The sequence below is a fragment of the Duganella sp. P38 genome, from assembly GCF_050859475.1.
GTDB lineage: Bacteria > Pseudomonadota > Gammaproteobacteria > Burkholderiales > Burkholderiaceae_D > Rugamonas.
Genome location: NZ_CP193936.1, coordinates 2085186 through 2108426, shown reverse-complemented (window position 1 = coordinate 2108426; position 23241 = coordinate 2085186). Strand labels below are relative to the sequence as shown.

Sequence of the window (23241 nt, the reverse complement as noted above, 5' to 3'; positions counted from 1 at the left end):
TAGGAAATTTCCGAAGAATAACTACTTACAACAGTCTATATATGAATTTTGCATAGCCATATAGCCAAATAATCGCTAAACCGTCTATGAGGCCGGATAAAATGCACGATCGGTTACAACAAAGTAGTAAAGGGTAAGCAATGGCGACAAACGTGATCCTCAACTTGCTGGCGGCGCTGGCTCTGCTCGGCCTGCTGTACGCGCAACAGCGCAAGCATGCGTCGTTTTCGGTGCGCGTCTTCACCGGCATGGGCGTCGGCGTGCTGCTGGGCGCGGCGTTGCAGCTGATCTACGGCGCCGGCGCGGCGGAAATCAAGACCACCGGCGAGTACCTCGACATCATCGGCACCGGCTACGTCAAGCTGTTGCAGATGATTGTGATGCCGCTGATTATGGTGTCGATCATTGCCGCCATCCTTAAGCTGAAGGGTATCAACTCGTTGGGCAAGATCAGTGCGCTAACTATCGGAACGCTGATGCTCACCACGCTGGTCGCGGCCGCGATCGGCATCCTGATGTCCAAGGTATTCAGCCTGAGCGCGGTCGGCCTGACGGCCTCGGCTGCCGATGTCGCGCGCGGCGTCTACCTGCAAGGCAAGGTGGAAACGGCGCAGGCGATCTCGCTGCCGAGCATGCTGTTGAGCTTTATCCCGGCCAATCCCTTCCTCGACATGACGGGCGGGCGCAAGACCTCCACCATCGCGGTGGTGATCTTCTCGGTGTTCATCGGCATCGCCGCCACCGGCATCCATGACAAGAAACCGGATATCTTCGCCTCGTTCGAGCGCTTCATCCAGGTGGCGCACGCGATCGTGATGCGCATCGTCACGCTGGTGCTGCGCCTGACGCCGTACGGCGTGTTCGCGCTGATGGCGCAGGTGGTGTCGAGCTCCAGCTATACCGACATCCTGCACCTGATCGATTTCGTGCTGGCCTCGTACAGCGCGCTGTTGCTGATGTTCGTGGTGCACCTGCTGATCGTCGCCGGGCTGGGCCTGAACCCGCTGCGCTGGACCAGGAAAATCCTGCCGGTGCTGACCTTTGCCTTTACCTCGCGCAGCAGCGCCGGCGCCATTCCGATGAGCGTGCAAACGCAGACGCAGCGCCTGGGCACGCCGGAAGGCATCGCCAACTTCGCCGCCTCGTTCGGCGCCACCATCGGCCAGAACGGCTGCGCCGGCATTTACCCTGCCATGCTGGCCGTGATGATCGCGCCGACCGTCGGCATCGATCCGTTCACGATCGGCTTTATCGCGCCGCTGCTGGCCATCATCACCATCGGTTCGGTGGGCGTGGCCGGCGTCGGCGGCGGCGCCACGTTTGCGGCGCTGATCGTGCTGTCGTCGATGAACCTGCCGGTGGCGCTGGCCGGCCTGCTGATTTCGATCGAACCGCTGATCGACATGGGCCGCACCGCGCTCAACGTCAGCGGCTCGATCACCGCCGGTGCGGTCACCAGCCGGGTGCTGGGCGAGACCGACCATGCGGTCTTCAACAGCAACGCCGATCAGCCGATCGACGGCGACCGCAAGGCGGCCTGAAGGGGGAACCGCCGGTGCGCCGGCGCAGTCTAATCATTTCTCCCTGAACGAAAGGAAAAATGATGATTATCCTCCCCCACACCATGAAAGCGCTGCTGGGCGCGGCGCTGGCAGTCGCGCTGCTGGGCGCTTGCAACAAGCGTCCGGCAGACCAGCCACAATCGACCGCCACCGCCACGCCGGACACCTCCGGCTCCCCCGCCACGTCGCCGGATGCGGCCACACCGTCCGGCGGCACGGGCAGCGGCGCCGGCACGGGCACGGGCAGCGGCACGGGCACGAGCGGCTCAGGCACAGCTAGCGGCGGCACCGGCACTGGCACCACGCCGCCGCAACAGGAAACGCCACCGCCCACCACGACGCGCGGCCAATAAAAATGGGCCCGTAGGCCCATTAACGCTACGTCAACCCCGTCGTTCCCGCGCAGGCGGGAACCCATGCTGACCGCGCATAACTGGCGCCCCATGGATTCCCGCCTTCGCGGGAATGACGGGGCGCGAAGCGATCAGAACTTGTAGTTATACGACAGGCCCACCAGCGACAAGTGCGTCTGGAACACCCCACGCGTGGTTTCGCCGTTGCCGGTGCAAGCGGTGGCCAGCGGGTTGCACTGGTTGGTATAGTTAATGCGCGCGTCCTTGAAATCCAGGAAGCTGTAGGCCAGGTCGATCGACGAACGCGGGCTCAGTTTCCAGTTGGCGCCGATCGAATACTGCATGCGGTCGCTATCGGGCAGCGCCGAGTGGGTCAGCTCCGGGCTGCGCACCGGCGACTCGTCGTGGGCGATGCCGCCGCGCAGCGTCAGGTTTTCGTTGTAGGCGTAGTTGGCGCCAAGCGACACGCGCACGGTGTTTTTCCACTGCTGACGGATTACTTCCGCGCCTTCGGTGGTGCCCGGGAACTCGATGTCCAGGTTGCCCATGCGGTTGTTGCGGGTGAAGGTCACATCCGCCATGCCGGCCCACTTCGAATTGAACTGGTGGAAAACGTTGGCCGACAGCGTTTCCGGCGTGCGCAGCGCCACCAGCGCGGCGGAGTTCTGCTTGCGCGACGCGGTTTGCAGCACCTTGTTGACGATCGGATCGGTGGTCACCTGCGAGAAGTCCCACACGGTGCTGCCGCGCAGCTTGTGCGAGATCGACGAGCGATAAGCCAGGCCGAAACGGGTGTTCTCATCGAGCGTGAACATATAGCCCAGGTTGAAGCCCCAGCCCCAGTCCTTGCCGTCGTTCGAACCATGGCCGTCGCGCGCGGTGCGCAGCAGCGCGGGATTGCCGCCCAGCGCGGTGATCTGACGGATCAGCGCAGCGCCTTGGGCGGCGCCGGCGCCGCTCGACAGCGCGGCCACCGAACCCGGCACGTCCACCGCCTGGCCCAGTTCGGCCTTCATGAATTCGGCGTCGATACCGAAGCCGAAGGCGTGGTGCTCGTTCATCTTCCACGACACCGATGGGTTCAGCGTGATCGCTTCCAGCTTGATGTTGGACAGCGCATAGCGGCCATTCCAGGTGTCGCCGTAGTCCAGCTTGGCGCCATACGGCACGTACAGGCCGAAGCCGGCCGCCCACTGGTCATTGAGCTTTTTGCTAATGTAGATCGACGGCGCGGTCACGGCGTCCGGCGCGTAGTCCTTGGCGGCGGTGCCGCCGGTCGCGGTGCCGGTGAAGCGGGTCGAGCCGGTGTCGTTGTAGGTCGAGTGCGGCACCACCACGGTGGCGCCCACGCTGATCTGCGTGCCGTCCAGGCGCGACAGGCCGGCCGGGTTGTAGAAAACCGTCGACGCATCGGCCGCTTCGGCGCCGTTGGCATCGGCCGTGCCTTGGCCAGACACGCTTTGCGAACCGAAACGGTAACCGGACGCGTGCGCGCCAAACGATGCCGCGCCGAGCGCGGCGGCAATGATCAGGGACAGGTATTTGGGCTGCATGAAGTCTCGCTTTATGTGGTTTTATGGGTCCCATAGCCGAACGGTACGGGAAGGCCAGCAGCATACTACACAAATAAAACAATTCAGGTAGAGCGCGAATACTAATTAAAACCTTGAAACCGAGCAGCCGCTCTGCTCTCGGAATGCAAGAAAGGGCCCGCAGGCCCTTTCTTTTGATGAAGCGAGTGTGCTTTTAAGCAATTTTTCGTTGCTCTTCCAGCGGCTGCTCGGGCGGCGCTTTCGGGCCGCGGCCGGTCAGCTTGTAGATCAGCTTCATGAACGAACGGAACACGAAACGGATCAGCAGCAGCGTCAGTATCGCCTCGACCAGCGTCACCACCCCTGCCACGAACAGCGGCCAGCGCGCGGCGCGGCGGCGGAACTTGGCGCCCATGCGGTCCTTGCTGATCTCGATGCTGTCGTAGAAGGTCGGCACCATCAGCAGCGTCAGCACGGTCGAGGTGATCGTGCCGCCGATGATGGCAATCGCCATCGGACGATAGAACTCGCCGCCCTCGCCCAGGCCTATCGCCACCGGCAGCATGCCGGCGATCAGCGCGAAGGTGGTCATCAGGATGGGACGCAGGCGCATGCGGCCGGCGTACATCAGCGAGTCCTCGCGGCTGAAGCCCTCTTCCTGGCGCTTGCGCGCCGCGTCCAGCAGCAGGATCGCGTTTTTCGCCACCAGGCCCATCAGCATAATCACGCCGATCAGACTCATCAGGTTGATGGTGCTGTTGGTGGCCAGCAGGCCCAGCACCACGCCGATCAGCGACAACGGCAGCGACAGCATCACGCCGATCGGCGCCGTGAACGAGCCGAACTGCATCACCAGGATCAGATACATCAGGCCGACGCCGGCCACCAGCGCGATGCCCATGGCGCCGAACACTTCCTGCATGTCCTTGCCGGCGCCGCCCAGCGCCAGGCCGTAGCCCGGCGGGAAGTCGATATCCTTGACCAGCTTCATCGCGTCGCTGGTCACTTCGCCCGGCGAGCGCCCCTCGACGTTGGCGCTGACCGAAATCACGCGCTTGCCATCCTTGTGCTTGATGGTGGACGGGCCCTTGCCCATCGTCACGCTGGCGATCTGGTCCAGCGGCACCATCTGGTTGGTGCCGGCCACGGCGATCGGCAGGCGCTCGATGTTCTCGGCGCTGGTACGGTCTTCCGGCGCCAGGCGCACCGCGACGTCGCGCGACTCGCCGGTCGGGTCGACCCAGTCGCCCACCTCGATGCCGGCAAAGGCCACGCGCAGCGCGCTGGCGGCGTCGCCGGCGGCGATGCCCATCGAGTTGGCCAGCCCGCGGTTGAGCACGATCTGCAGCTCGTCTTTCGGGTCCATTTCCGACAGGCCGACGTCGACCGCGCCCGGCACCTTGCGCAGGCGGTCCATGAAGGCGTTGGTGATTTCCATCAGCTTGCGCGAATCGGTGCCGGTGAATTCGATCTGCACCGGCTTGCGGGCCCCGTTGCTCAGGTCGTCCAGCACCGTGTACTCGGCGCCGACCAGGCCGGCCAGTTTCTGGCGCAGCTCCTTGGCGATGTCCACCACGCCGCGGTCGCGCTCGGTCTTCTTGCCGACGTCCACATAAATCCGGCCGCCGCTCAGGTTGACATAGCTGTTGGTGTCCTTGGTTTCCTTCAGCGTGCGGGCGATCACCGCGGCGTTTTCCAGCTTGCGGCGCGAGTATTCCAGCGAGCTTGACGATGGCGTGCGGACGTCGATGGCGATCGTGCCCCAGTCCGACGCCGGCACAAAGCTGGCGCCGCCGTGCGCCACCTGCAGGTAGATCGCGCCGACAAAGGTGGCCACGGCGATCACGCCCATCGAGCGGCGGTGGTGCAGCGCCCATTCGATGACGTTGCCGTAGCGGTTAGCCTGGTGGTCGAACCAGTGGTTGAACTTGGCGAAATATTTTTCGATGCCCTTGCGCGGCGCGTCATGGTGATCCGGCGGGTCGCCCCAGAACGCCGACAGCATCGGGTCCAGCGTGAACGAGATGATCAGCGACACCGCCACCGAGCAGGTCACGGTCAGCGCGAACGGACGGAACCACTCGCCGGTGATGCCCGGCATGAAGGCCACCGGTATGAACACCGCCATGATCGAGAAGGTGGTGGCGGCCACCGCCATGCCGATCTCGGCCGTGCCTTTCAGCGCGGCGGTGCGGCGGTCGGCGCCCAGCTGCATATGGCGCACGATGTTTTCCCGCACCACGATGGCATCGTCGATCAGCACGCCGATCGCCAACGACAGGCCGAGCAGCGTCATGAAGTTCAGCGTGAAGCCGCACAGCCAGACGCCGATGAAGGCCGCCAGCACCGAGGTCGGCAGCGACAGCGCGGTAATCAGCGTCGAGCGCCACGAATTCAGGAAGGCGTACACCACAAAAATGGTCAGGCCGGCGCCGAACACCAGCGCGTGAATCACGTTGTCCAGGCTGGACTCGGCGTTCTCGCCGTCGTCCTGGGTAATGTCGAGCTTGGTGCCGGGCTGCATTTCCTTCTGCATGTCCTCGGCCATGGCCTTGATTTTCTTGGCCACGGTCACGGTCGAGGCGTCGCGCGAGCGGGTCACCGAGATGCCGACGTTGGGCTTGCCCGAGCGCACGCTCAGGCTATTGGTTTCGGCAAAGCCGTCGACGATCGTCGCCACCTGCGCCAGCCGCACCAGGTCGTCGCCGTTGCGCTTGACCACCACCTGCTGGAACTCTTCCGGACGCTCGATGCGGCCGACCAGGCGGATGCTCTTCTCATCGAGCTCGCCGCGGACCTTGCCGACCGGCGCGTTGGTGTTCTGGTTGCGCAGCGCGTTGACCACGTCGTTGACAGAAACGTTGTACTCGCGCAGCTTCTCCGCCTTCAGCAGCACGCTCAGCTCGCGGCGCAGCGCGCCGTCGATATTCACCGAGGCGACGCCGTCGATGCTGCGGAAGCGGTCGGCCAGCTTGTCCTCGGCCAGGCGCGAAATCTCGGCGTGGCTCTGCGAGCTGGACGACAGCGCCATCTGCATCACCGGCTGCGCCGACGGGTCGATGCGCTGCAGGATCGGCTCGCGCATCTCGATCGGCAGCTTGTAGCGCACCGCCGCGATGGCGTTGCGGATCTCGTCCGAGGCCTCGATCAGGTTCTTGGTGAAGGTGAACTTGATGAAGATGCTGGCCGAGCCTTCCGAGGCCGTGCTGTTGATCTCGGTCACGCCGGTGATCGAGTTCAGCGATTTTTCCAGGCGGTTGATGATCTCGCGCTCGACCGTCTCGGGCGAGGCGCCCGGATACGGAATCGCAACCACGATGAACGGCACCTCGACGTCCGGGTTCTGGTTGACGCGCAGCTTGGTCAGCGCCATCAAGCCCAGGCACATCATCGCGACGATCAGCACGATCGTGGCGACCGGCCGTTTTACACTAAAATCCGATAAGAACATGGCAGTTTCCTCTTATTTGCCCGACGTTTTCTGGGTCGACGCCGACGCCACCGCTTTTGCCGCGCTCAGCTGCACCGGCTGGCCGTCCTTGAAGCCCGAGGTCGGCACGCGCACCACCATGTCGCCCGCCTGCAGGCCCGACAGCACCTGCCAGCGGCCGCTGCGCTCGTCGCGGGTGCCGATGGTCAGCGGCACCTTGGCCAGCGTGCCGTTCTTGACGCGCCAGACGTAGTTGCTGTCGCCGGCCTGCACCAGCGCCGACGGCGGGATCATCAGCGTCGACGCGGTCTGCGCCTCGACCCGGCCCTCGGCGTACAGGCCGGCCACGCCCGGACGCGCGGCGTCGGCGAACTCGACCAGCACCTCGACCTGGCGGGTGATGGCGTTGGCGGCCGGGTCGACGCGCTTGACCTTGCCGTTGAACGGCTTGTCGCCGTAGCCGTTGACGCGGAACAGCACCGGCTGGCCGACCTTGACCACGCCGATCTTGTCGGCCGACACCGTGCCCTCGAAGCGCATGCTGCTCGGGTCGATCACCTTGATCAGCTCCTTGCCGACCTGGGCGGTGTCGCCGTTGGACACCTTGCGCTCGCTGACGATGCCGTCGAACGGCGCGCGCACCAAGGTGCGGGTCAGCTGCTGGCGCGCCGCGACCGAGCGTGAGCGGGCGGCCGCCAGGTCGCTCTGGGCGTTGTTGCGGCGCACCTCGGCGTCCTCCAGCGCGGTGGCCGACACCATGCCGGAGGCCAGCAGGGTTTTCTGGCGCTCGTACATGCGCTGGGCCTGGGCCAGCGACTGCTCGGCGGCGCGGGTGGCCTCGTCGGCCGAGGTCAGGCTGTCGCGGATCGAGGTCTCGTCGAGCCGCAGCAGGATATCGCCCTTCCTGACCGCCTCGCCGTTCTCCTTGAGCACCTGGAGGACGATCGCGCCCACCTCGGCGCGCAGGTCGGCGCGGCGCTCGGGCTGGATCGAGCCGGTGATGACCGGGCCCGAGGCCAGCGAATCGGACTCGACGGTGAGCGTATCCTCGGGCGACATCAGCAGGGTCACTTTTTTCTCGTCCTTCGCTGCGGCGGCCGAGGCCGAAGCGCTGGCTCCGGCTTTCTCGGGCTCCTTGGCTGATTTGCCGCAGGCGACGAGGGCCGAGGCAATGGCGAGAGCTAGCAGGGTTTTGCGCAACATAACGTTCTCCGAGAAAGTGGCACCTGGGGTGCTTTTAGAATTAGCCAGACTACAGGGCGCAGAGTATCCGCGACGGACCTTGTCAGGTCAATCATAGTGCGACGGACGGCAGAATTTGTGGCTGAAATGCCAAATACGGGGATGAACGGTAGAGCAATAGGCCGGAGCGGACGTCCGGCCGGAGGGGCGGACGGTCAGCCGCGGCCGAAAATGGCGTGCACCAGGTGACCGATGGCGATGCCGGTGCACAGGCCGCCGGCGATCTCCACCAGCGTATGGCCCATGCGCTCGCGCAGCCACTTGTGGCCGCCGTCGCCGCTGGCGATGCGGTTGATCGCCGCCGCCTGCTTGCCGACGTGCTGGCGCAGGCTATTTGCATCAATGACAACAATAAAGCACAAGGTCACCGCCACGCCGAAGGCCGGGTGGCCGATGCCCTCGCGCAGCGCGATCAGGGTCGCCATGCTCGACACCACGGCGCTGTGGTTGCTCGGAAAGCCGCCGTTGCCGACCAGGTTGAACGCCCATTTGCGCGCCTTGGCGCTATTAATCAGAAACTTGATCGGCCCCACCGTGATCCACGTAAGCAGCGGGGTGACGAGGTAAGCGATGTCCATCGTTATATCCTTAACATTTTTGTGGCGACATTATGGCAGATGGCCCCCCAGCGGCGGAAGCAAGTAATATAAAATTCACCCATTGCACACCTTTCAACAAAGACAACCATGCAACACTTCAGAATCTCGTTCGCGGTCACCTTCATCCTCATGGGCCTGGGTGGCTGGTGGGGCTACAACCACGGCGGCATGGCCGGCCTGGCGCAGGCGCTGTGGATCACCGCCGTGCTGGGCATCATGGAAGTGTCCTTATCGTTCGACAACGCGGTGGTCAACGCCTCGGTGCTCAAGCACTGGAACGAATTCTGGCGCAAGCTATTCCTGACGGTCGGCATCCTGGTCGCCGTCTTCGGCATGCGGCTGGTGTTCCCGCTGCTGATCGTCGCCATGGCCACCGGGCTGGGGCTGGTCGAAGTGTGGCATATGGCGCTCAACACGCCGCAGGAATACTCGCGCTACCTGACCGGCGCCCACGCCGAGGTGGCCGCGTTCGGCGGCGCCTTCCTGCTGCTGGTATTCCTCAACTTCCTGTTCGACGACCAGAAGGAGCTGCACTGGCTGGGCTGGATCGAAGAGAAAATCGGCCAGCTCGGCAGCGAAAGCCTGGCCGTGCTGCTGACGCTGGGCGCGATCTTCGGCTGCGTCGCGCTGGTCGGCGCCGGCGAACAATACAAGGTGCTGACGGCCGGCGTGGTCGGCGTCATCGTCTACCTGGCGGTGGGCTGGATCAGCAGCCTGCTGGAGGAAAAGCAGCCGGAGGACGACGACGACACCACCGAAGCCGGGGTCGGCCCGGTGGTGGCGACGGTGGCCAAGGGCAGCTTCGGCGGCTTCCTGTACCTGGAAGTGCTGGACGCCTCGTTCAGTTTCGACGGCGTGATCGGCGCGTTCGCCATCACCACCGACGTCGTCATCATCATGCTCGGGCTGGCGATCGGCGCCATGTTCGTGCGTTCGCTGACGGTGTTCCTGGTGCACAAGGGCACGCTGGACGAATACGTCTACCTGGAGCACGGCGCGCATTACGCGATCGGCATCCTGGCGCTGATCATGCTGGCCAGCGTCAAATACCATATTCCGGAGTGGTTCACCGGCCTCTCGGGGGTGGCCTTCATCGCGGTATCGCTCTGGTCGTCGGTGCGCTACAAGCGTCAGAACAACGCGTGATACTATAGCCGCCATGACCACATCCAAACGCGTAATCCTCTACACCTTCGGCCTGCTGATTGCCGCCCTGCTGCTGCTGGCCGCCTACACCTGGGCCATGCTGCACGTCTCGTACTCGGACGGCGAGCGCGCCGGCTACCTGCAGAAATTCTCCACCCGTGGCTGGATCTGCAAGACCTGGGAAGGCGAAATCCTGCTGACCTCGATGCCGGGCGCGATCCCGGAAAAATTCGAATTCAGCGTGCGCGACCCGCAGGTCGCGAAAGAGCTGACGGCGGCCACCGGCAAGCGGGTCATCCTCAGCTACTCGCAGCACCGCGGCGTGCCGACCCAATGCTTCGGCGAAACCGAATACTACATCACCAAAGTCGCCGTCCAATAAATCCGGGGTCAGGTCTGATAAACGCACACGGGCTCAACTGCTTCGCAGTTGAGCCCGTGTGCGTTTGTCAGACCTGACCCCGGGTTAGCGGGCGCGCCAGACGGCTTGGGTGGCTTCGGCCGGCTGCGACTGGCGCGCGGCTTCTTTGCGGGCGCGCGCCTGTTCCAGCGTGGCGATGTTGCCGTCGGCCGCCTGCGATTCCTCGGCGATGATTTTGGCTTGTACCGTGGCCAGCACTTTTTGCGCGGCGCCCAGCCGGCGCGTTTCCAGCTCCACCAGCTTTTGCTTGGCGACGGTCATCGCGGCCGTGGTGTCGGCCACCTTGCGTTGCATCGCCGCGTACGCCTGCGCGGTTTCCAGCAGCGCTTGCTGGGCGGCGGCCTTGTCGGCCATCGCCTGCGCGGCGGCCTGCTCTTCTTCCGCGCGCTGGCGGGCGCTGGCGGCCACGGCTTTTTCGGCTTCCAGGCGGCCGGCGATGGCTTGCGAGGCGCGGATTTCGGCGGCGGTGGTGATGCGCTGCTGCGTCAGCTTCTGGTCGATCAGCGCCAGCGACTTGCGCTCGGCTTCGATGAACTCGCGCTCGGCCGCCAGCAGTTGTTCGGCCTTGGCGGCTTTTTCCTGCTCCACGCGGGCGCGCTCGGCGTGCACCGCGCCCAGCTCCACCGCCAGGCTGGCTTGCGCCGCCAGCGCCTGCGCGGCGATGGCTTTTTGCTCGGCTTCGGCCGATACCTGGGCCGCCATCACACGCGCCGCCTCGGCTTCCTGATCGGCGGCGTCGGCCAGGCGCTGCTCGGCTTGCTGCTGCTGGCGCAGCGCTTCTGCCTGCGCTTGCTCGGCGGCCACGCGCTGGCGCGCTGCTTCGGTGGCGCGCTGTTCGGCGTCCAGTTTTTCCTTTAGCGCGACGATGGCTTGCTGTTCGGCCTCGGCCCGGTCCTGCTCGGCCTGCAGCAGCACGGCGGCGCGGTCGGCGCGGTCAATCGCCAGCGCGTTGGCGGCGTTGTGCGCTTCCACCTGCTGCGCCAGCGTGGCGATTTCGGCCTGCTCGGCGGCGTTCTGGCTGGCGGCCAGTTCGGCGGCGGCGCGCGTCAGCGCGGCCCGTTCGTGCGCCAGGTCGGCGCCGCGCTGCTGTTCCAGCTGGTCGGCACGGGCGGCCTCGGCGGCCGCTTCGTCGGCCGCTTTGCGCAGCTTGGCTTGCTCCAGCGCTTCGGCTTCGGCCTCCACTTTGGCCAGGGTGGCCATTTCAGCTTCTTCTTCCGCCTGCACGCGGGCCAGCGAGACGGCGCGCAGCTGGCTGTCGACTTCGATCCGTGCCTCGGTGGCGGCGATGATGCGCGCGTCCGCTTCGCGCCGCGCCTCGGCGGCGGCGGCGGCCACCGCTTCCATGCGTTCGCGGTGCAGCGCGGCGTCGCGGATTTCTTTTCCGTTTGCAGGCGCAGGCGCAGCGATTGCGCGGCGCTGCGCTCGGATTCGGCCTTGGCCTGGGCGATCTGTTCGCGCTCCTGCTCCAGGTGCGCCAGCGCACGGGCCTCTTCCAGCGCGCGCACCTCGGCGGCCGAGCGGTTGAAGGCGGCTTCGAGCGCGATCTGGTCGGCGCGCTCGCGCTGCTTAGTCAGTTCCAGCGCCTCGGCCTCGGCTTCGGCCAGCTGCTGCGCGGTCAGGCGCGCGCCGGCGGCGTGGCGCTCGCGCTCGCGCGCCAGCGTGGCGACGCGGGCGTCGGCCGTGGCGATGCCGACCACCTCTTCCTTGGCAGCCTGCACGGCGGCGACGCGCTCGGCGGCCTGCAGGCGGGCCTGTTCGGTCTGCGCTTCCAGCTCGGCGGCGGCGCGCGCGGCCTGCTCGGCCAGCTCGGCCTCGGTGGCGATTTGTTCGTGGGCGCGCTTGCGGCTTTCCTCTTCGGCACGGGCGCGCCCCTCGGCGGCCTTGCGGATCTGGTTGTCGGCCTCGGCGCGGGCGCGCAGCTCGGCGGTTTCCTGCTTGACCGCGTCGAGGCGGGCGACACTGGCCTGAGCGGCGGCGCGCAGCGATTCCAGCCGCTCCTGGTTGGCCTTGATCGCCTCTTCGGCGGCCTGCGCGTTTTGCAGCGCGACAGCGGCGGCGGCGGCGTCGACGGCGGCGCGGTCTTCCGCCAGCGCGCGGGCGCGCGCCTCAGCGTGGGCGCGGCTCTCGGCGGCGCAGGCGGCCTTGGCCTCGGCCTCGACCCGGGCGATGGCTTCCTGGATGGCTTTCATTTCCATCGCGGCGCGCGGCATCTGGGCTGGCGCGGCGGCGTCGGCGTCGGCCACGGTGGCCATCGGCAATGGCTGCAGGGTGACGTCGTCGCGTTCTTGTTTGACCAATTGTGCTTGCATGAGAGTCTCGCTGAGAGGTTTTCCGAGCACTCATTATCATGTAGCCATCAAGCAAGCCTAGCAGTAAGCAGAGGCGGAAAACCCCGCTATTTCTTCAAACTGGCAGCGGCGCCTCGTCCATCAGCGCGACCTGCTCGCGCAGCTCGAGGATGCGGTCCTGCCAGTAGCGCTGCGTGTTAAACCACGGGAACGCCGCCGGGAAGGCCGGATCGTCCCAGCGCCGCGCCAGCCACGCCGAGTAATGGATCAGCCGCAGCGTGCGCAGCGCTTCCACCAGGTGCATCTGGCGCGGGTTGAATTCGCAGAAGTCCTCGTAGCCGGCCAGGATATCGCCCATCTGGCGCACCTGCTCGGCGCGGTCGCCGGACAGCATCATCCACAGGTCCTGGATGGCCGGGCCCATGCGGGCGTCGTCGAAGTCGACGAAGTGCGGACCGGCATCGGTCCACAAAACGTTGCCACCGTGGCAATCGCCGTGCAGGCGCAACTGCGGCAGCGCGCCGGCCCGGTCGTAGCAGCGGCGTACGCCGTCGAGCGCCTGCCGGGAGATGGCGGCGTAGGAGGCTTTCAGGTCCATCGGGATGAAGTCATGCGCCTCAAGGAATTCGCACGGCTCGGTGCCGAAGGTGTCGATGTCGAGCGCGGGCCGGTGCGCGAACGCCCGGGCGCCGCCGACCGCGTGGATGCGGCCAATGTAGCGCCCGGTCCATTCCAGCACCGCCGGGTCGCCCAGCTCGGGGCGCGGCCGCCGTGGCGCGTGAACACGGCGAAGCGGAAGCCGTCGAAGCGGTGCAGCGTGGCGCCGTTCAGCGCCAGCGCCGGCACCACCGGGACTTCGGCGGCGGCCAGCTCCTGCGTGAAGGCGTGTTCTTCCAGGATGGCCTCGTCGCTCCAGCGGCCCGGACGGTAGAACTTGACCACCAGCGGCTTGTCGTCTTCGATGCCGACCTGGTAGACACGGTTTTCATAGCTGTTTAGCGCCAGCAGGCGGCCATCGCCGCGCAGGCCGATGCTGTCGAGGGCGTCGAGCACGCAATCGGGGCTCAACGCGGAATAAGGGTGAGGTGCAGTCATAACCGCCATTGTAAGCGGCGCGGACGTGTATACTATCGGCTTCCCGCAAATAAAAGAGCAAGCTATGCAACTCGATCAGCCACTGAGCGATAAAGAATTCGACGAACTGGACAACTTCCTGCTGTCCGACCGCACGCCTGAAGATGCGATGACCATGGACATGCTCCACGGCTACCTGACCGCCATCGCCATCGGCCCGGAACCGGTCATGCCGGCCGAATGGCTGAAAAAGTCTGGGGCAAGGAAGACACCGACATCCCGTCCTTCAAGCACGAGAAGGAAGAGCAGCGCATCATCAACCTGATCATGCGCTTCATGAACGAGGTGCTGGTGACGTTCGAAGTGGCGCCGAAGGAGTTCGAGCCGCTGTTCGTCGAGCACGAGCACGAGGGCCAGAACCTGATCAACGCCGAAGCCTGGTGCTGGGGCTTCTGGGAAGGCATGGAGCTGCGCCCGGGTTCGTGGGACCCGATCTGGGATTCCGAAGTAGCCGACCTGATGCGCCCGATCTACCTGCTGGGCGCCGACGAGATCGAAGAAGAGGAACTGGCGCTGGTGGAAGACCCGGTCAAGGCGCACAAGCTGGCGCTGGAACTGGAAGCCAACCTGCCGAACATCTACAAGTTCTGGCTGCCGCTGCGCAAGGCCGGCGTCGAAACCGTCAAGCGCGAAGAGCCGAAGGTCGGTCGCAACGACGACTGCCCTTGCGGCAGCGGCAAGAAGTTCAAGAAGTGCCACGGCGCTAACGAATCGGCCGAATGACCACGGGACGCTTCCCCTTCAAGCTTCCCACCACGGCCACCGCGCCGTTCTGTCCGTCTGAAGTAGCGGGCACCGTCGCGGTGCCCGAGGGCGATCCGTTCTGGAAGAAGATCGTGCGCTTTGCCGGCCCCGGCCTGCTGGTCTCGGTCGGCTATATGGACCCGGGCAACTGGGCCACGGCGATCCAGGGCGGCTCGCAGTTCGGCTATCAGCTGCTGTTCGTGGTGGTGCTGTCCAGCCTGGCGGCGATCGTGCTGCAATGCCTGAGCATGCGGCTGGGCATCGTCACCGGCAAGGACCTGGCCGTGCATTGCCGCGAGCAATACCGGCCGGCGGTCGGCAAGACGCTGTGGGGCTTCGCCGAAATTTCCATCATTGCCTGCGACCTGGCCGAGGTGCTCGGCTGCGCGCTGGCCTTCAAACTGCTGCTGGGCGTATCGCTGCCGACCGGCGTGGCGCTGACCGCGCTCGACACGCTGATCGTGCTGGGACTGAAGGGCAAGGGTTTCCGCCAGGTCGAGGCGATCGTGCTGGGCCTGATCCTGACGGTGGCGGTCTGTCTGTTTGCCGAGCTGATATTCGTCAAGCCCGACTGGCAGGCGGTGGCGGCCGGACTGGTGCCGTCGCTCAGCGCGCTGTCGTCGCGCGAACCGCTGTACCTGGCCATCGGCATCCTCGGCGCCACGGTGATGCCGCACAACCTCTACCTGCACTCGTCGGTGGTGCAGACGCGCGTGGTCAACAAGACCGAGCCCGCCAAACGCGAGGCCATCGGCCTGTCGCGCATCGACACCATCGTCTCACTGCTGCTGGCACTGCTGATCAACGGCGCCATCCTGGTGCTGGCGGCGGCCGCCTTCCACAAGCCCGGCCAGGCGGCCGTGCTGGACATCGACGAAGCCTATCTGCTGCTGGAACCGGTGGCCGGCACGGCGCTGGCCGCCATCCTGTTCGGCCTGGCGCTGCTGGCGTCCGGCCAGAGCTCCACCTTCACCGGCACCATCGCCGGCCAGGTCATCATGGAAGGCTTCCTCAAGATGAAGATCCCATGCTGGCAGCGGCGCGCCATCACGCGCGGACTGGCGCTGATACCGGCGATGATCGGCGTGATCGTGCTGGGCGAACACTCGGTCGGCAAGCTGCTGGTGCTGAGCCAGGTCGTGCTGAGCATGCAACTGCCGTTCGCCATGTATCCGCTGGTGAGCCTGACGTCGCAACGCCGCATCATGGGTAACTTCGTCAACGCCTGGTGGACCATCGCCCTGGCCTGGTTCCTGTTCGCCCTGATCTCCGCCGCCAACACCTGGCTGGTGTGGCAGGCGTTCGCCGAATAAGCCTTACACGCCGACGCCCCGCACGCTGGCGGCAAGCTGGTTGAGGGCGGCCATTTCGGCGTCGTTGAGGCGGATGGCGGCCGCTTGCAGGTTTTCGCTGAGGCGGCTGCGGCGGCGCGTACCGGGGATCGGCACGACCTTCACGTTCAGCGCCTCGGCGCGGGTGTAGAGCCAGGCCAACGCCATTTGCGCGGCGCTGATGCCGCGCCCGGCGGCCAGCGTGGCGACCTGCGCGGCCAATGCCTGGTTGGCGTCGCGGTTGCCGTCCTGGAAGCGCGGAAAGTGGCGGCGGGCGTCGCCGGCGTCCAACGCCAGCGCGGCGCCCGTCAGCAGGCCGCGCCCCAGCGGCGCAAACGGAACGACGGCCGTGCCCTGCCCGCGCGCCACGTCCAATACCGCGCCTTCCAGGCCGCGACTGAACACCGACCATTCCGATTGCAGGGCGCTGATCGGATGCACCGCATGCGCCGCGCGCAACTCGTCCGCGCTGACTTCGCACAAGCCCAGCCAACGTACCTTGCCGGCCGCCACCAGGTCCGCCATCGCGCCGACGGAATCCTCGATCGGCACATCCGCTTGCCGGCGGTGCATGTAATACAGGTCGATGGTGTCGACGCCAAGGCGCTTGAGCGAACGCTCGACCGCGCCGCGTATATAGGCGGGCCGGTTGTCCAGCCCCCAGTCATCGGGATTTGCCGCCGTGCGCGTATAGCCGAACTTGGTGGCGATCAGCACCCGCTGGCGGTGCGCGCGCACGAACGGCGCCAGGAACTCCTCATTGGCGCCCAGCCCGTACATATCGGCCGTATCGAACATGCGCACGCCGCAGTCCAGCGCCAGCGCCAGCGTGGCGCGCGCCTCGGCCGGATCGGTGTCGCCGTAAAACTCGCTCATGCCCATGCAGCCCAGGCCCTGCACGCCCCAATCGATATCGCTCATCAGACTTCTCCTCAAAAACCTGTGTTATAACTGTGGAGTTAAGTCCATAGTCAAGCATATGCTGATTTCCGAATTTGCCAAAACCGCCGGCCTGTCGGTCGACACGGTCCGCTTCTACATCGACAAGGGCCTGCTCGCGCCCAAGCGCAGCGCCAGGGGCGGCTCGCGCCCGTACCAGATTTTCAGCGACAGCGACCTCACCGCCGCACGCATGATCCGGCTACAGCAGTCGCTCGGCTACTCGCTGGCCGAGATCGCCGCGCTGAACAAGGAGTACCGCAACGGCGCCCGCTCGGACGCCCGCACCGCCGACGTGCTGCGCAAGCAGATCGGCAGGCTGGAAGCAAAGCGCCAGAGCATCGACAACGCCCTCGCCTTCCTGTCGGCCAAGTTACAATGGGTGGAGGCCGGCAAACCGAGCGACGCGCCCCATCTTGACGATTTTAACTGCCAGTGACCACATCCCGAACCACCAAAGCCCTGCCGCCCCGCGTGCTGGCCACCGAAACCCCTGAACAAGCCGCCGCCAACAGGCTGGCGCGCGCGCAGCGCGACGCGCAGGTGCGCGGCGTCAGCTCCATCGACGAGATGCGCGCGGCGATCAGGCAGGCGTCGCGCACGCTGCCGGCCATCGCCGCCGTGCCGCGCCTGCGGGCGCCTGGCGCGGCGCAGTTCCGCGAGCGCGCCGCGCAAGGCCTGCCGTTCCTGATCGAAGGCGTGGTCAACCGCTGGCCGCTGGCCGCGCAGCCGCACAGCATCCTGCGCGAGCGCCACGGCCACATGGCGGTACGCGCCCGCGTCGGCGACTACATCAGCACCGCCTTCGCGCCCGACCGCGCCATGCGCGACATGACCATGGCCGCCTACCTCGATCTGGCCGAAGGCAGCGAAGGCCTGCCGCCCTATCTCGGCAACCTCGAACTGAAAGAATTGAACAGCATGTGCCACTGGCCCGGCTACTTCGACAAGATGGGGCCGCCGCGCTTCTGGATCGGCCCGGCCGGCACGCTGACGCCGCTGCACTGCGATTACGACGACAATATCTTCGCCCAGGTCTGGGGCGAGAAACGCATCTTCCTGTCGCCGCCGCACCACGATGAATTCCTGTACGTGAAGGAAGCCAGCGCCATGCTGTTCGGCTCGCCGTTCAATCCGGAATCGCCCGACTACGCGGCCTACCCGCTGGCGCGCCAGGCGACGATGATCGAAGTGGTGGTGCGGCCCGGCGACATGCTGTATGTGCCGGCCGGCTGGTATCACCAGGTGCACGCGCTGACGTTCTCGCTGTCGTCCAACCGCTGGGCGCGCGGGGTGCCGTTCGTCATGCGCCAGGCTTGAGGACGAAGGCGGCCACATCGTCCAGCGTCGGCGCCAGCCAGCGCAGCGGCGCGGCGATCGACGCCACCAGCGTGGTGTGCGTGACGCTGCCGTAGTACAGCTCCCGCACCGGCACCTGGCGCGCGCGCAATAGCTTTGCCAGCTGGCCGGTATTGCGTTCCGGCTCCACCAGCTTGTCCTTGTGCGCGGCGATCAGCAGCGCCGGCGGCGTGCCGGCGGCAACGTGGCGCACCGGTTGCGAGTCCGGCGGCGTATCAGGGAAATGGAAGACCGGCTTGGTGGTGGGATTTTCAATCGGCAGGAAGTCGTAGGGGCCTGCCAGGCCGATCCAGCCGCGCAGGTCGGCTGTCGCCATGCCCTGTTCTTGCAGCCAGCGTTCGTCCAACGCCACCATGGCGGCGTTGTAGGCGCCGGCGCTATGGCCCATCACGTACAGGCGCCGGGGGTCGCCGCCGTAGCGGGCGGCCTCGCGGTGCGCCCAGGCCACCGCCTGGGCGGCGTCGCGCAGGAAATCGGGATAGCTGACTTCCGGGTGCAGGCGGTAATCGGCCACGATGGTGACGATGCCGCGCGCGGCCAATGCGCGGCCGACGAAGGCGTAGTCGCCGCGTTCTCCACCAACCCAGTTGCCGCCGTAGAAGAACACCACCACCGGCGCCGGGCCGCGCTGGTCGCGCGGACGGTAGACATCGAGCTTGCGGCGCGCCCCTTCGCCATAGGCCAGGCCTTCTACGGAGTCGGTGGCGCCGGCGGGCGAGAGCGCGTTCAGCGCTGTCAGCGGCGAGCAGGCGGCCAGCGCCAGCAGCAGTAAAGGCAGGCCCAGCGCAAGCAGGCGGTAAGGTCGGGACATGGCAGTCGATGTGGGGGCATGGGCGATGCCTTACTCTATCTCTGCAATTGGGGCTTGACCGTGCGCCAGGCCACCGTGAAAAAAGCCGCCCCCCGCCGTCATTCCCGCGCAGGCGGGAATCCATAGAACGCCTGCTCATTGATGCACTATGGGTTCCCGCCTGCGCGGGAACGACGGTGGGGGTTGCGGCTTAGTTCTGGCGCGCCAGCCACTGGCGCAGCATGAAGCCGCCGCCAGGCATGCCGCGGCACAGCGGCCCGCTGGACGATTCCAGCAACTTGAAACCGTCGGCAGTCCACAGCCAGCGCTGGAAACTGCCGCAGTCGTTCAGGCCGCGGCCTTTCGCATACGAGCTAAGCTCGCCCTGTTCGAAATACGCCTCAACCGCCGAGTCCTCCTCCTTGCCGTCGGCGCCCGGCAGCATCAGCCGCACCGGCGCATACGGCGGCTGGTCGTTGACGCGCCACACGCCATACGCGCCCTGATAGGCGCCCAGCCAGCACTGGCGCACCACCAGCAGCTGAGTGGCCGAGATCCGATGGACGTCGCCATACGCGCCCTCGCTGGCGATGGCTTCGCAGTCGTCGGCGTCCAGCGCGGCCAGCAGCTTGGGCAACAAAGCCTTGTCGCTGTCGCTGGTCTGCGGCAGCGGCGCGGCGCGCATCAGCGGCGCCGGCAAGGCCGGCGGCACCGCGCTGGCCGGCTTGTCGCCTGGCCGCGCCAGCGCCGTCACCGTGCCAACACGCCCTTGCAGGTCGTCCATCTTCAGCAGCGCGGCGTTCAGCCCGGCCAGCGATAGCGTCCATTGATGCCTGCCGTCCGAGACCTGCGCTGTCGCGGCCTTCTTCAAGGCTGGCAGCAGACGCGCCATCTGCTCTGCGCTCAGGTCCTGGCGGATGCCCTTGAGCACCACATCGCCGGCGCGGATGCTCAGGCGCGCGTTATCGCCCTCGTCCTCGGCGTACGCCATCAGCTTGCCCAGCAACGGCGCGTTGCCGCCGCCGTCGCGGCCCAGCCACAAGGTGACGGGCAAGTCCGCGTCCATCTGCTGATAGCCGACCGCCTCGCAATGGCGCGTGTTGTCGCAGGCGGCCGCCCAGTCCTTGTGGACGAACTCGCCCGCCTGCGCCGCCGTCGCCAGCGAGGCGCCGAGCGCCAGTATCGCGCGCCGCATCACAGCTTGATGAAGTGTTCGCGGTAGTACTTCAGTTCTTCGATCGACTCCAGGATGTCGGCCAGCGCCGTGTGCTTTTGCGCCTTCTTGAAGCCGCTGACCATTTCCGGTTTCCAGCGCTTGCCCAGTTCCTTCAGCGTCGAGACGTCGATATTACGATAGTGGAAGAAGGCTTCCAGCTTCGGCATGTAGCGCACCATGAAGCGGCGGTCCTGGCCGATGGTGTTGCCGCACATCGGCGCTTTGCCCTTCGGCACCCACTGCTTGAGGAACTTGATCAGCTCCTCTTCGGCATAGGCTTCGGTGATGGTCGAGGCCCTGACGCGCTCGGTCAGGCCCGAACGGCCATGGGTGCCGGTGTTCCACGCGTCCATCTTGCCCAGCGTTTCGTCGGACTGGTGAATGGCAAACACCGGCGCCTCGGCCAGCACGTTCAGGTGCATGTCGGTGACCACGATGGCCACTTCGATGATGCGGTCGGTGTCCGGCTCCAGGCCGGTCATTTCCATGTCGACCCAGACCAGGTTGAATTCGTTCGGGCGTGGCGTGGCGGCTGCGCCTTCTGGCAAATCAGTAGCTTGTGACATAATTCTCTTTTCTTGGCTAAATTAATCCGAATCTGCCATTTTCTCACAGGCACAGAATGTATTCACTCGCGTTTTCGATTTTGTTCGTATCTTTCATCATTTTGACGCTGCTGGTGCGCTTCTGGCTGGCCTCGCGCCATATCCGTCACGTGCTGGCGCACCGCAGCGCCGTGCCGGCGGAATTTGCAGAAAAGATACCGCTGGCCGCGCACCAGAAGGCCGCCGACTACACCGTCGCGCGCACCAAGTACGGTCTGCTGACGCTGATGGTGAATACGCTGGTGCTGATCGGCTTCACGCTGCTGGGCGGCCTGCAATGGCTGTCGCTGCAGATTTTCCAGGCGACCGGTCCCGGCATGACCTACCAGTTGGCGCTGCTGGCGGCGTTCGCGCTGATCTCCGGCATCATCGACCTGCCGTTCGACTACTACAAGCAGTTCGGCCTCGAACAACGTTTCGGTTTTAACAAGATGGCGCGCGGCCTGTTCTTCGCCGACATGTTCAAGGGCGCCTTGCTGGGCGCGCTCATCGGCCTGCCGCTGGCGTGGGTGGTGCTGACCCTGATGGACCAGGCCGGCGACCTGTGGTGGCTGTACACCTGGTTTGTCTGGAGCGGCTTCCAGCTGCTGATGATGGTGCTGTTCCCAACCGTGATCGCGCCGCTGTTCAACAAGTTCTCGCCGCTGGAAGACGCGTCGCTGAAGGCCCGCATCGAGGGCCTGATGGCGCGCGTCGGCTTCGCCGCCAAGGGCTTGTTCGTGATGGACGGCTCCAGGCGCAGCGCCCACGGCAACGCCTATTTCTCCGGCTTCGGCGCCAACAAGCGCATCGTCTTCTTCGATACGCTGCTGGCGCGCTTGCAACCGCAGGAAATCGAGGCGGTGCTGGCGCACGAACTGGGCCACTTCAAGCTCAGGCACATCATCAAGCGCATCGCCATGATGTTCGTCATATCGCTCGGTTTCCTCGCCCTGCTCGGCTACCTGAAGACCCAGCCGTGGTTCTACGACGGCCTCGGCGTCAACCCGCTGCTGCTGCCGGGCCAGAGCAACGACGCCATGGCGCTGCTGCTGTTCATGCTGGCGCTGCCGGTGTTCACCTTCCTGTTCAATCCGCTGACCTCGCGCGGTTCGCGCAAGCATGAGTTCGAGGCGGACGCCTTCGCCGCGCAGCACACCGACGCCCGCGACCTGGTGTCGGCGCTGGTCAAGATGTACGAGGACAACGCCTCGACGCTGACGCCCGACCCGCTGCACTCGGCCTTCTACGACTCGCACCCGCCGGCCAGCGTGCGCATCCGCCAACTGAACCGGGCGGCGGCCGCATGATCGCCGCCCGCGCCGACCTGCTGGCCATGCATTGCCGCCCGACCACGGCCGCTTTGGACAACGCCGAGGCCGCGCGCCTGCTGGCGCTGCTGCCGGACTGGGCCGTCGACAATGGCCGCCTGGCGCGCAACTACGCCTTCAAAAACTATTACCACACCATGGCCTTCGTCAACGCGCTGGCTTACCTGAGCCACAACGAAGACCATCACCCAGAAATGACCGTCAGCTACAACACCTGCATCGTCCGCTACGACACGCACTCGGCCCACGGCCTGAGCAATAACGACTTCATCTGCGCCGCCAGAGCCGACAGCCTGTACGAGGCCCGGGCATGAGCGCGCCGAAGCAACAGCGCACCGCCATCATCATCGCCGCCCACGGCCGCCACTATCTGGCCGAGGCGGATGGGCAGAAGCTGCAATGCGTCACACGCGGCAAGAAGACCAATGTGGCGGTGGGCGACCTCGTCCACATCACCATGACCTCGCCCGACCAGGGCGTGATCGACAAGATCGCGGAGCGCAAGACGCTGCTGTACCGCTCGGACCAGTACAAGTCCAAGCTGCTGGCCGCCAACCTGACGCAGCTGTTCATCGTGGTCGCCACCGAACCCGGCTTTACCGACGACCTGGTCTCGCGCGCGCTGGTGGCGGCCGAGGCGGCCGGCATCAAGGCGCACCTGATCCTCAACAAAACCGACGTCGCGGACGCGCTGCCGCGCACCCGCGAACGCGTGGCGCCGTATGCCGCGCTCGGCTACCCGGTGCACGAGGTGTCGGCCACGGCCCGGCCGGAGCACGCGGTCGCCACGCTGCGCCCGCTGCTGGCCGGGAATTCGTCGATCCTGATCGGCCAGTCCGGCATGGGCAAGTCCTCGCTGATCAACCTGCTGGTGCCGGAAGCCGACATCGCCACGCGCGAAATCTCGGCGGCGCTCGACACCGGCAAGCACACCACCACGTTCACCCGGCTGTACACGATGCCGGACCTGGGGCCGGACAGCGTCATCATCGACTCGCCCGGCTTCCAGGAATTCGGCCTCTACCACCTGAGCGAAGGCATGCTGGAACGCGCGTTTGTCGAATTCGAACCTTACCTCGGCCATTGCAAGTTCTACAATTGCCGCCACCTGATCGAACCGCAATGCGCGGTGCTGGCCGCCGTCGAGGACGGCAAGATAGCCAAAATGCGCCACACGCTGTACGCCCAGCTGTTGCACGAATCCTCACAGACCCTGTATTAAACGCTAGGTTTTATGTCT

At 65.9% G+C, this 23241-nt stretch carries 19 protein-coding genes and 2 pseudogenes; 11 read left to right on the top strand and 10 right to left on the bottom strand.

The genetic code is table 11. From position 1 onward, the window contains the following. Positions 1 to 140: 140 nt before the first annotated feature. Both ACRQ5J_RS09640 and ACRQ5J_RS09635 read left to right on the top strand, forming a co-directional pair. Positions 141 to 1541, top strand: a complete 1401-nt coding sequence (locus ACRQ5J_RS09640) for an L-cystine transporter (protein WP_432382923.1) — start codon at positions 141 to 143, stop codon at positions 1539 to 1541. A 62-nt stretch (positions 1542 to 1603) separates the two neighbouring features. Then, complete coding sequence (locus tag ACRQ5J_RS09635) at positions 1604 to 1915, top strand: hypothetical protein (protein ID WP_432382921.1); 312 nt, start codon at positions 1604 to 1606, stop codon at positions 1913 to 1915. Positions 1916 to 2046: 131 nt separating this feature from the next. On the opposite strand, the gene ACRQ5J_RS09630 is transcribed toward ACRQ5J_RS09635, so the two are convergent. From ACRQ5J_RS09630 to ACRQ5J_RS09615, 4 genes are all read right to left on the bottom strand, one after another. Further along, positions 2047 to 3468 carry an OmpP1/FadL family transporter gene (locus ACRQ5J_RS09630; protein WP_432382920.1) on the bottom strand — a complete coding sequence of 474 codons (1422 nt, stop codon included), beginning with the start codon at positions 3466 to 3468 and terminating at the stop codon, positions 2047 to 2049. A gap of 193 nt (positions 3469 to 3661) precedes the next feature. Beyond that, positions 3662 to 6898, bottom strand: coding sequence for an efflux RND transporter permease subunit (locus ACRQ5J_RS09625; RefSeq protein ID WP_432382918.1), 3237 nt, complete (start codon positions 6896 to 6898; stop codon positions 3662 to 3664). Positions 6899 to 6910: 12 nt separating this feature from the next. Beyond that, the gene (locus ACRQ5J_RS09620) at positions 6911 to 8080 is read right to left on the bottom strand and encodes an efflux RND transporter periplasmic adaptor subunit (protein ID WP_432382916.1); all 1170 of its coding nucleotides are present in this window, start codon (positions 8078 to 8080) and stop codon (positions 6911 to 6913) included. A 194-nt stretch (positions 8081 to 8274) separates the two neighbouring features. Next, a complete protein-coding gene (locus ACRQ5J_RS09615) occupies positions 8275 to 8697 on the bottom strand; it encodes a divergent PAP2 family protein (protein WP_432382914.1) in 423 nt (140 codons plus the stop codon). 108 nt (positions 8698 to 8805) lie between these two features. Here ACRQ5J_RS09615 and ACRQ5J_RS09610 point away from each other — a divergent pair, with 108 nt between their 5' ends. Further along, positions 8806 to 9864 carry a DUF475 domain-containing protein gene (locus tag ACRQ5J_RS09610; protein WP_432382912.1) on the top strand — a complete coding sequence of 353 codons (1059 nt, stop codon included), beginning with the start codon at positions 8806 to 8808 and terminating at the stop codon, positions 9862 to 9864. A gap of 13 nt (positions 9865 to 9877) precedes the next feature. Continuing rightward, positions 9878 to 10246 (top strand): hypothetical protein, encoded by a 369-nt coding sequence (locus ACRQ5J_RS09605; protein WP_432382910.1) that lies wholly within the window; start codon positions 9878 to 9880, stop codon positions 10244 to 10246. Positions 10247 to 10330: 84 nt separating this feature from the next. Here the strand turns inward: ACRQ5J_RS09605 and ACRQ5J_RS09600 are convergent, their stop codons facing one another. Both ACRQ5J_RS09600 and ACRQ5J_RS09595 read right to left on the bottom strand, forming a co-directional pair. Further along, positions 10331 to 11629, bottom strand: coding sequence for a hypothetical protein (locus ACRQ5J_RS09600; RefSeq protein WP_432382908.1), 1299 nt, complete (start codon positions 11627 to 11629; stop codon positions 10331 to 10333). 1059 nt (positions 11630 to 12688) lie between these two features. Next, positions 12689 to 13668, bottom strand: a pseudogene (locus ACRQ5J_RS09595) (serine/threonine protein kinase). 64 nt (positions 13669 to 13732) lie between these two features. Between ACRQ5J_RS09595 and ACRQ5J_RS09590 the strand changes: the two are divergent. Both ACRQ5J_RS09590 and ACRQ5J_RS09585 read left to right on the top strand, forming a co-directional pair. Continuing rightward, a pseudogene (locus ACRQ5J_RS09590) lies at positions 13733 to 14430 on the top strand (UPF0149 family protein). Further along, positions 14427 to 15764 (top strand): Nramp family divalent metal transporter, encoded by a 1338-nt coding sequence (locus tag ACRQ5J_RS09585; protein WP_432382906.1) that lies wholly within the window; start codon positions 14427 to 14429, stop codon positions 15762 to 15764. Before ACRQ5J_RS09590 ends, ACRQ5J_RS09585 begins: the two are co-directional and overlap by 4 nt. A gap of 3 nt (positions 15765 to 15767) precedes the next feature. Here ACRQ5J_RS09585 and ACRQ5J_RS09580 read toward each other — a convergent pair whose 3' ends face one another. After that, positions 15768 to 16703, bottom strand: coding sequence for an aldo/keto reductase (locus ACRQ5J_RS09580; protein WP_432382905.1), 936 nt, complete (start codon positions 16701 to 16703; stop codon positions 15768 to 15770). A 58-nt stretch (positions 16704 to 16761) separates the two neighbouring features. On the opposite strand from ACRQ5J_RS09580, the gene ACRQ5J_RS09575 reads away from it, so the two are divergent. Both ACRQ5J_RS09575 and ACRQ5J_RS09570 read left to right on the top strand, forming a co-directional pair. After that, a complete protein-coding gene (locus tag ACRQ5J_RS09575) occupies positions 16762 to 17160 on the top strand; it encodes a MerR family transcriptional regulator (RefSeq protein ID WP_432382904.1) in 399 nt (132 codons plus the stop codon). After that, the gene (locus ACRQ5J_RS09570; protein WP_432382902.1) at positions 17157 to 18041 is read left to right on the top strand and encodes a cupin-like domain-containing protein; all 885 of its coding nucleotides are present in this window, start codon (positions 17157 to 17159) and stop codon (positions 18039 to 18041) included. Before ACRQ5J_RS09575 ends, ACRQ5J_RS09570 begins: the two co-directional genes overlap by 4 nt. Here ACRQ5J_RS09570 and ACRQ5J_RS09565 read toward each other — a convergent pair. The 3 genes from ACRQ5J_RS09565 to orn form a co-directional block, all read right to left on the bottom strand. Then, the gene (locus tag ACRQ5J_RS09565; RefSeq protein ID WP_432382900.1) at positions 18025 to 18891 is read right to left on the bottom strand and encodes an alpha/beta hydrolase; all 867 of its coding nucleotides are present in this window, start codon (positions 18889 to 18891) and stop codon (positions 18025 to 18027) included. The two genes, ACRQ5J_RS09570 and ACRQ5J_RS09565, sit on opposite strands and share 17 nt — an antisense overlap. A 190-nt stretch (positions 18892 to 19081) precedes the next feature. Further along, positions 19082 to 20065: a DUF1176 domain-containing protein gene (locus tag ACRQ5J_RS09560; protein ID WP_432382899.1), complete on the bottom strand. Its 984-nt coding sequence runs from the start codon at positions 20063 to 20065 to the stop codon at positions 19082 to 19084. Continuing rightward, positions 20065 to 20652: an oligoribonuclease gene (gene orn / locus ACRQ5J_RS09555; RefSeq protein WP_432382898.1), complete on the bottom strand. Its 588-nt coding sequence runs from the start codon at positions 20650 to 20652 to the stop codon at positions 20065 to 20067. The genes ACRQ5J_RS09560 and orn overlap by 1 nt, the downstream gene beginning before the upstream one ends. A 56-nt stretch (positions 20653 to 20708) precedes the next feature. On the opposite strand from orn, the gene ACRQ5J_RS09550 reads away from it, so the two are divergent. Genes ACRQ5J_RS09550 through rsgA form a run of 3 tightly spaced genes read left to right on the top strand, consistent with a single transcriptional unit; the run spans position 20709 to position 23223 of the window. Then, on the top strand, positions 20709 to 21980 hold the full coding sequence (locus ACRQ5J_RS09550) for a M48 family metallopeptidase (RefSeq protein WP_432382897.1): 1272 nt from the start codon (positions 20709 to 20711) through the stop codon (positions 21978 to 21980). Beyond that, positions 21977 to 22315 (top strand): 4a-hydroxytetrahydrobiopterin dehydratase, encoded by a 339-nt coding sequence (locus tag ACRQ5J_RS09545; protein ID WP_432382895.1) that lies wholly within the window; start codon positions 21977 to 21979, stop codon positions 22313 to 22315. Before ACRQ5J_RS09550 ends, ACRQ5J_RS09545 begins: the two co-directional genes overlap by 4 nt. After that, a complete protein-coding gene (gene rsgA / locus ACRQ5J_RS09540) occupies positions 22312 to 23223 on the top strand; it encodes a ribosome small subunit-dependent GTPase A (protein ID WP_432382893.1) in 912 nt (303 codons plus the stop codon). Before ACRQ5J_RS09545 ends, rsgA begins: the two co-directional genes overlap by 4 nt. Positions 23224 to 23241: the final 18 nt, after the last annotated feature.

What these genes read in the sequence shown, in the direction of transcription:
- ACRQ5J_RS09640 (WP_432382923.1), top strand. Translation starts at nt 141, where the DNA reads ATGGCGACAAACGTGATCCTCAACTTGCTGGCGGCGCTGGCTCTGCTC.
- ACRQ5J_RS09635 (WP_432382921.1), top strand. Translation starts at nt 1,604, where the DNA reads ATGATTATCCTCCCCCACACCATGAAAGCGCTGCTGGGCGCGGCGCTG.
- ACRQ5J_RS09630 (WP_432382920.1), bottom strand. Translation starts at nt 3,468, where the DNA reads ATGCAGCCCAAATACCTGTCCCTGATCATTGCCGCCGCGCTCGGCGCG.
- ACRQ5J_RS09625 (WP_432382918.1), bottom strand. Translation starts at nt 6,898, where the DNA reads ATGTTCTTATCGGATTTTAGTGTAAAACGGCCGGTCGCCACGATCGTG.
- ACRQ5J_RS09620 (WP_432382916.1), bottom strand. Translation starts at nt 8,080, where the DNA reads ATGTTGCGCAAAACCCTGCTAGCTCTCGCCATTGCCTCGGCCCTCGTC.
- ACRQ5J_RS09615 (WP_432382914.1), bottom strand. Translation starts at nt 8,697, where the DNA reads ATGGACATCGCTTACCTCGTCACCCCGCTGCTTACGTGGATCACGGTG.
- ACRQ5J_RS09610 (WP_432382912.1), top strand. Translation starts at nt 8,806, where the DNA reads ATGCAACACTTCAGAATCTCGTTCGCGGTCACCTTCATCCTCATGGGC.
- ACRQ5J_RS09605 (WP_432382910.1), top strand. Translation starts at nt 9,878, where the DNA reads ATGACCACATCCAAACGCGTAATCCTCTACACCTTCGGCCTGCTGATT.
- ACRQ5J_RS09600 (WP_432382908.1), bottom strand. Translation starts at nt 11,629, where the DNA reads ATGGAAGCGGTGGCCGCCGCCGCCGCCGAGGCGCGGCGCGAAGCGGAC.
- ACRQ5J_RS09585 (WP_432382906.1), top strand. Translation starts at nt 14,427, where the DNA reads ATGACCACGGGACGCTTCCCCTTCAAGCTTCCCACCACGGCCACCGCG.
- ACRQ5J_RS09580 (WP_432382905.1), bottom strand. Translation starts at nt 16,703, where the DNA reads ATGAGCGATATCGATTGGGGCGTGCAGGGCCTGGGCTGCATGGGCATG.
- ACRQ5J_RS09575 (WP_432382904.1), top strand. Translation starts at nt 16,762, where the DNA reads ATGCTGATTTCCGAATTTGCCAAAACCGCCGGCCTGTCGGTCGACACG.
- ACRQ5J_RS09565 (WP_432382900.1), bottom strand. Translation starts at nt 18,891, where the DNA reads ATGTCCCGACCTTACCGCCTGCTTGCGCTGGGCCTGCCTTTACTGCTG.
- ACRQ5J_RS09560 (WP_432382899.1), bottom strand. Translation starts at nt 20,065, where the DNA reads ATGCGGCGCGCGATACTGGCGCTCGGCGCCTCGCTGGCGACGGCGGCG.
- orn (WP_432382898.1), bottom strand. Translation starts at nt 20,652, where the DNA reads ATGTCACAAGCTACTGATTTGCCAGAAGGCGCAGCCGCCACGCCACGC.
- ACRQ5J_RS09550 (WP_432382897.1), top strand. Translation starts at nt 20,709, where the DNA reads ATGTATTCACTCGCGTTTTCGATTTTGTTCGTATCTTTCATCATTTTG.
- ACRQ5J_RS09545 (WP_432382895.1), top strand. Translation starts at nt 21,977, where the DNA reads ATGATCGCCGCCCGCGCCGACCTGCTGGCCATGCATTGCCGCCCGACC.
- rsgA (WP_432382893.1), top strand. Translation starts at nt 22,312, where the DNA reads ATGAGCGCGCCGAAGCAACAGCGCACCGCCATCATCATCGCCGCCCAC.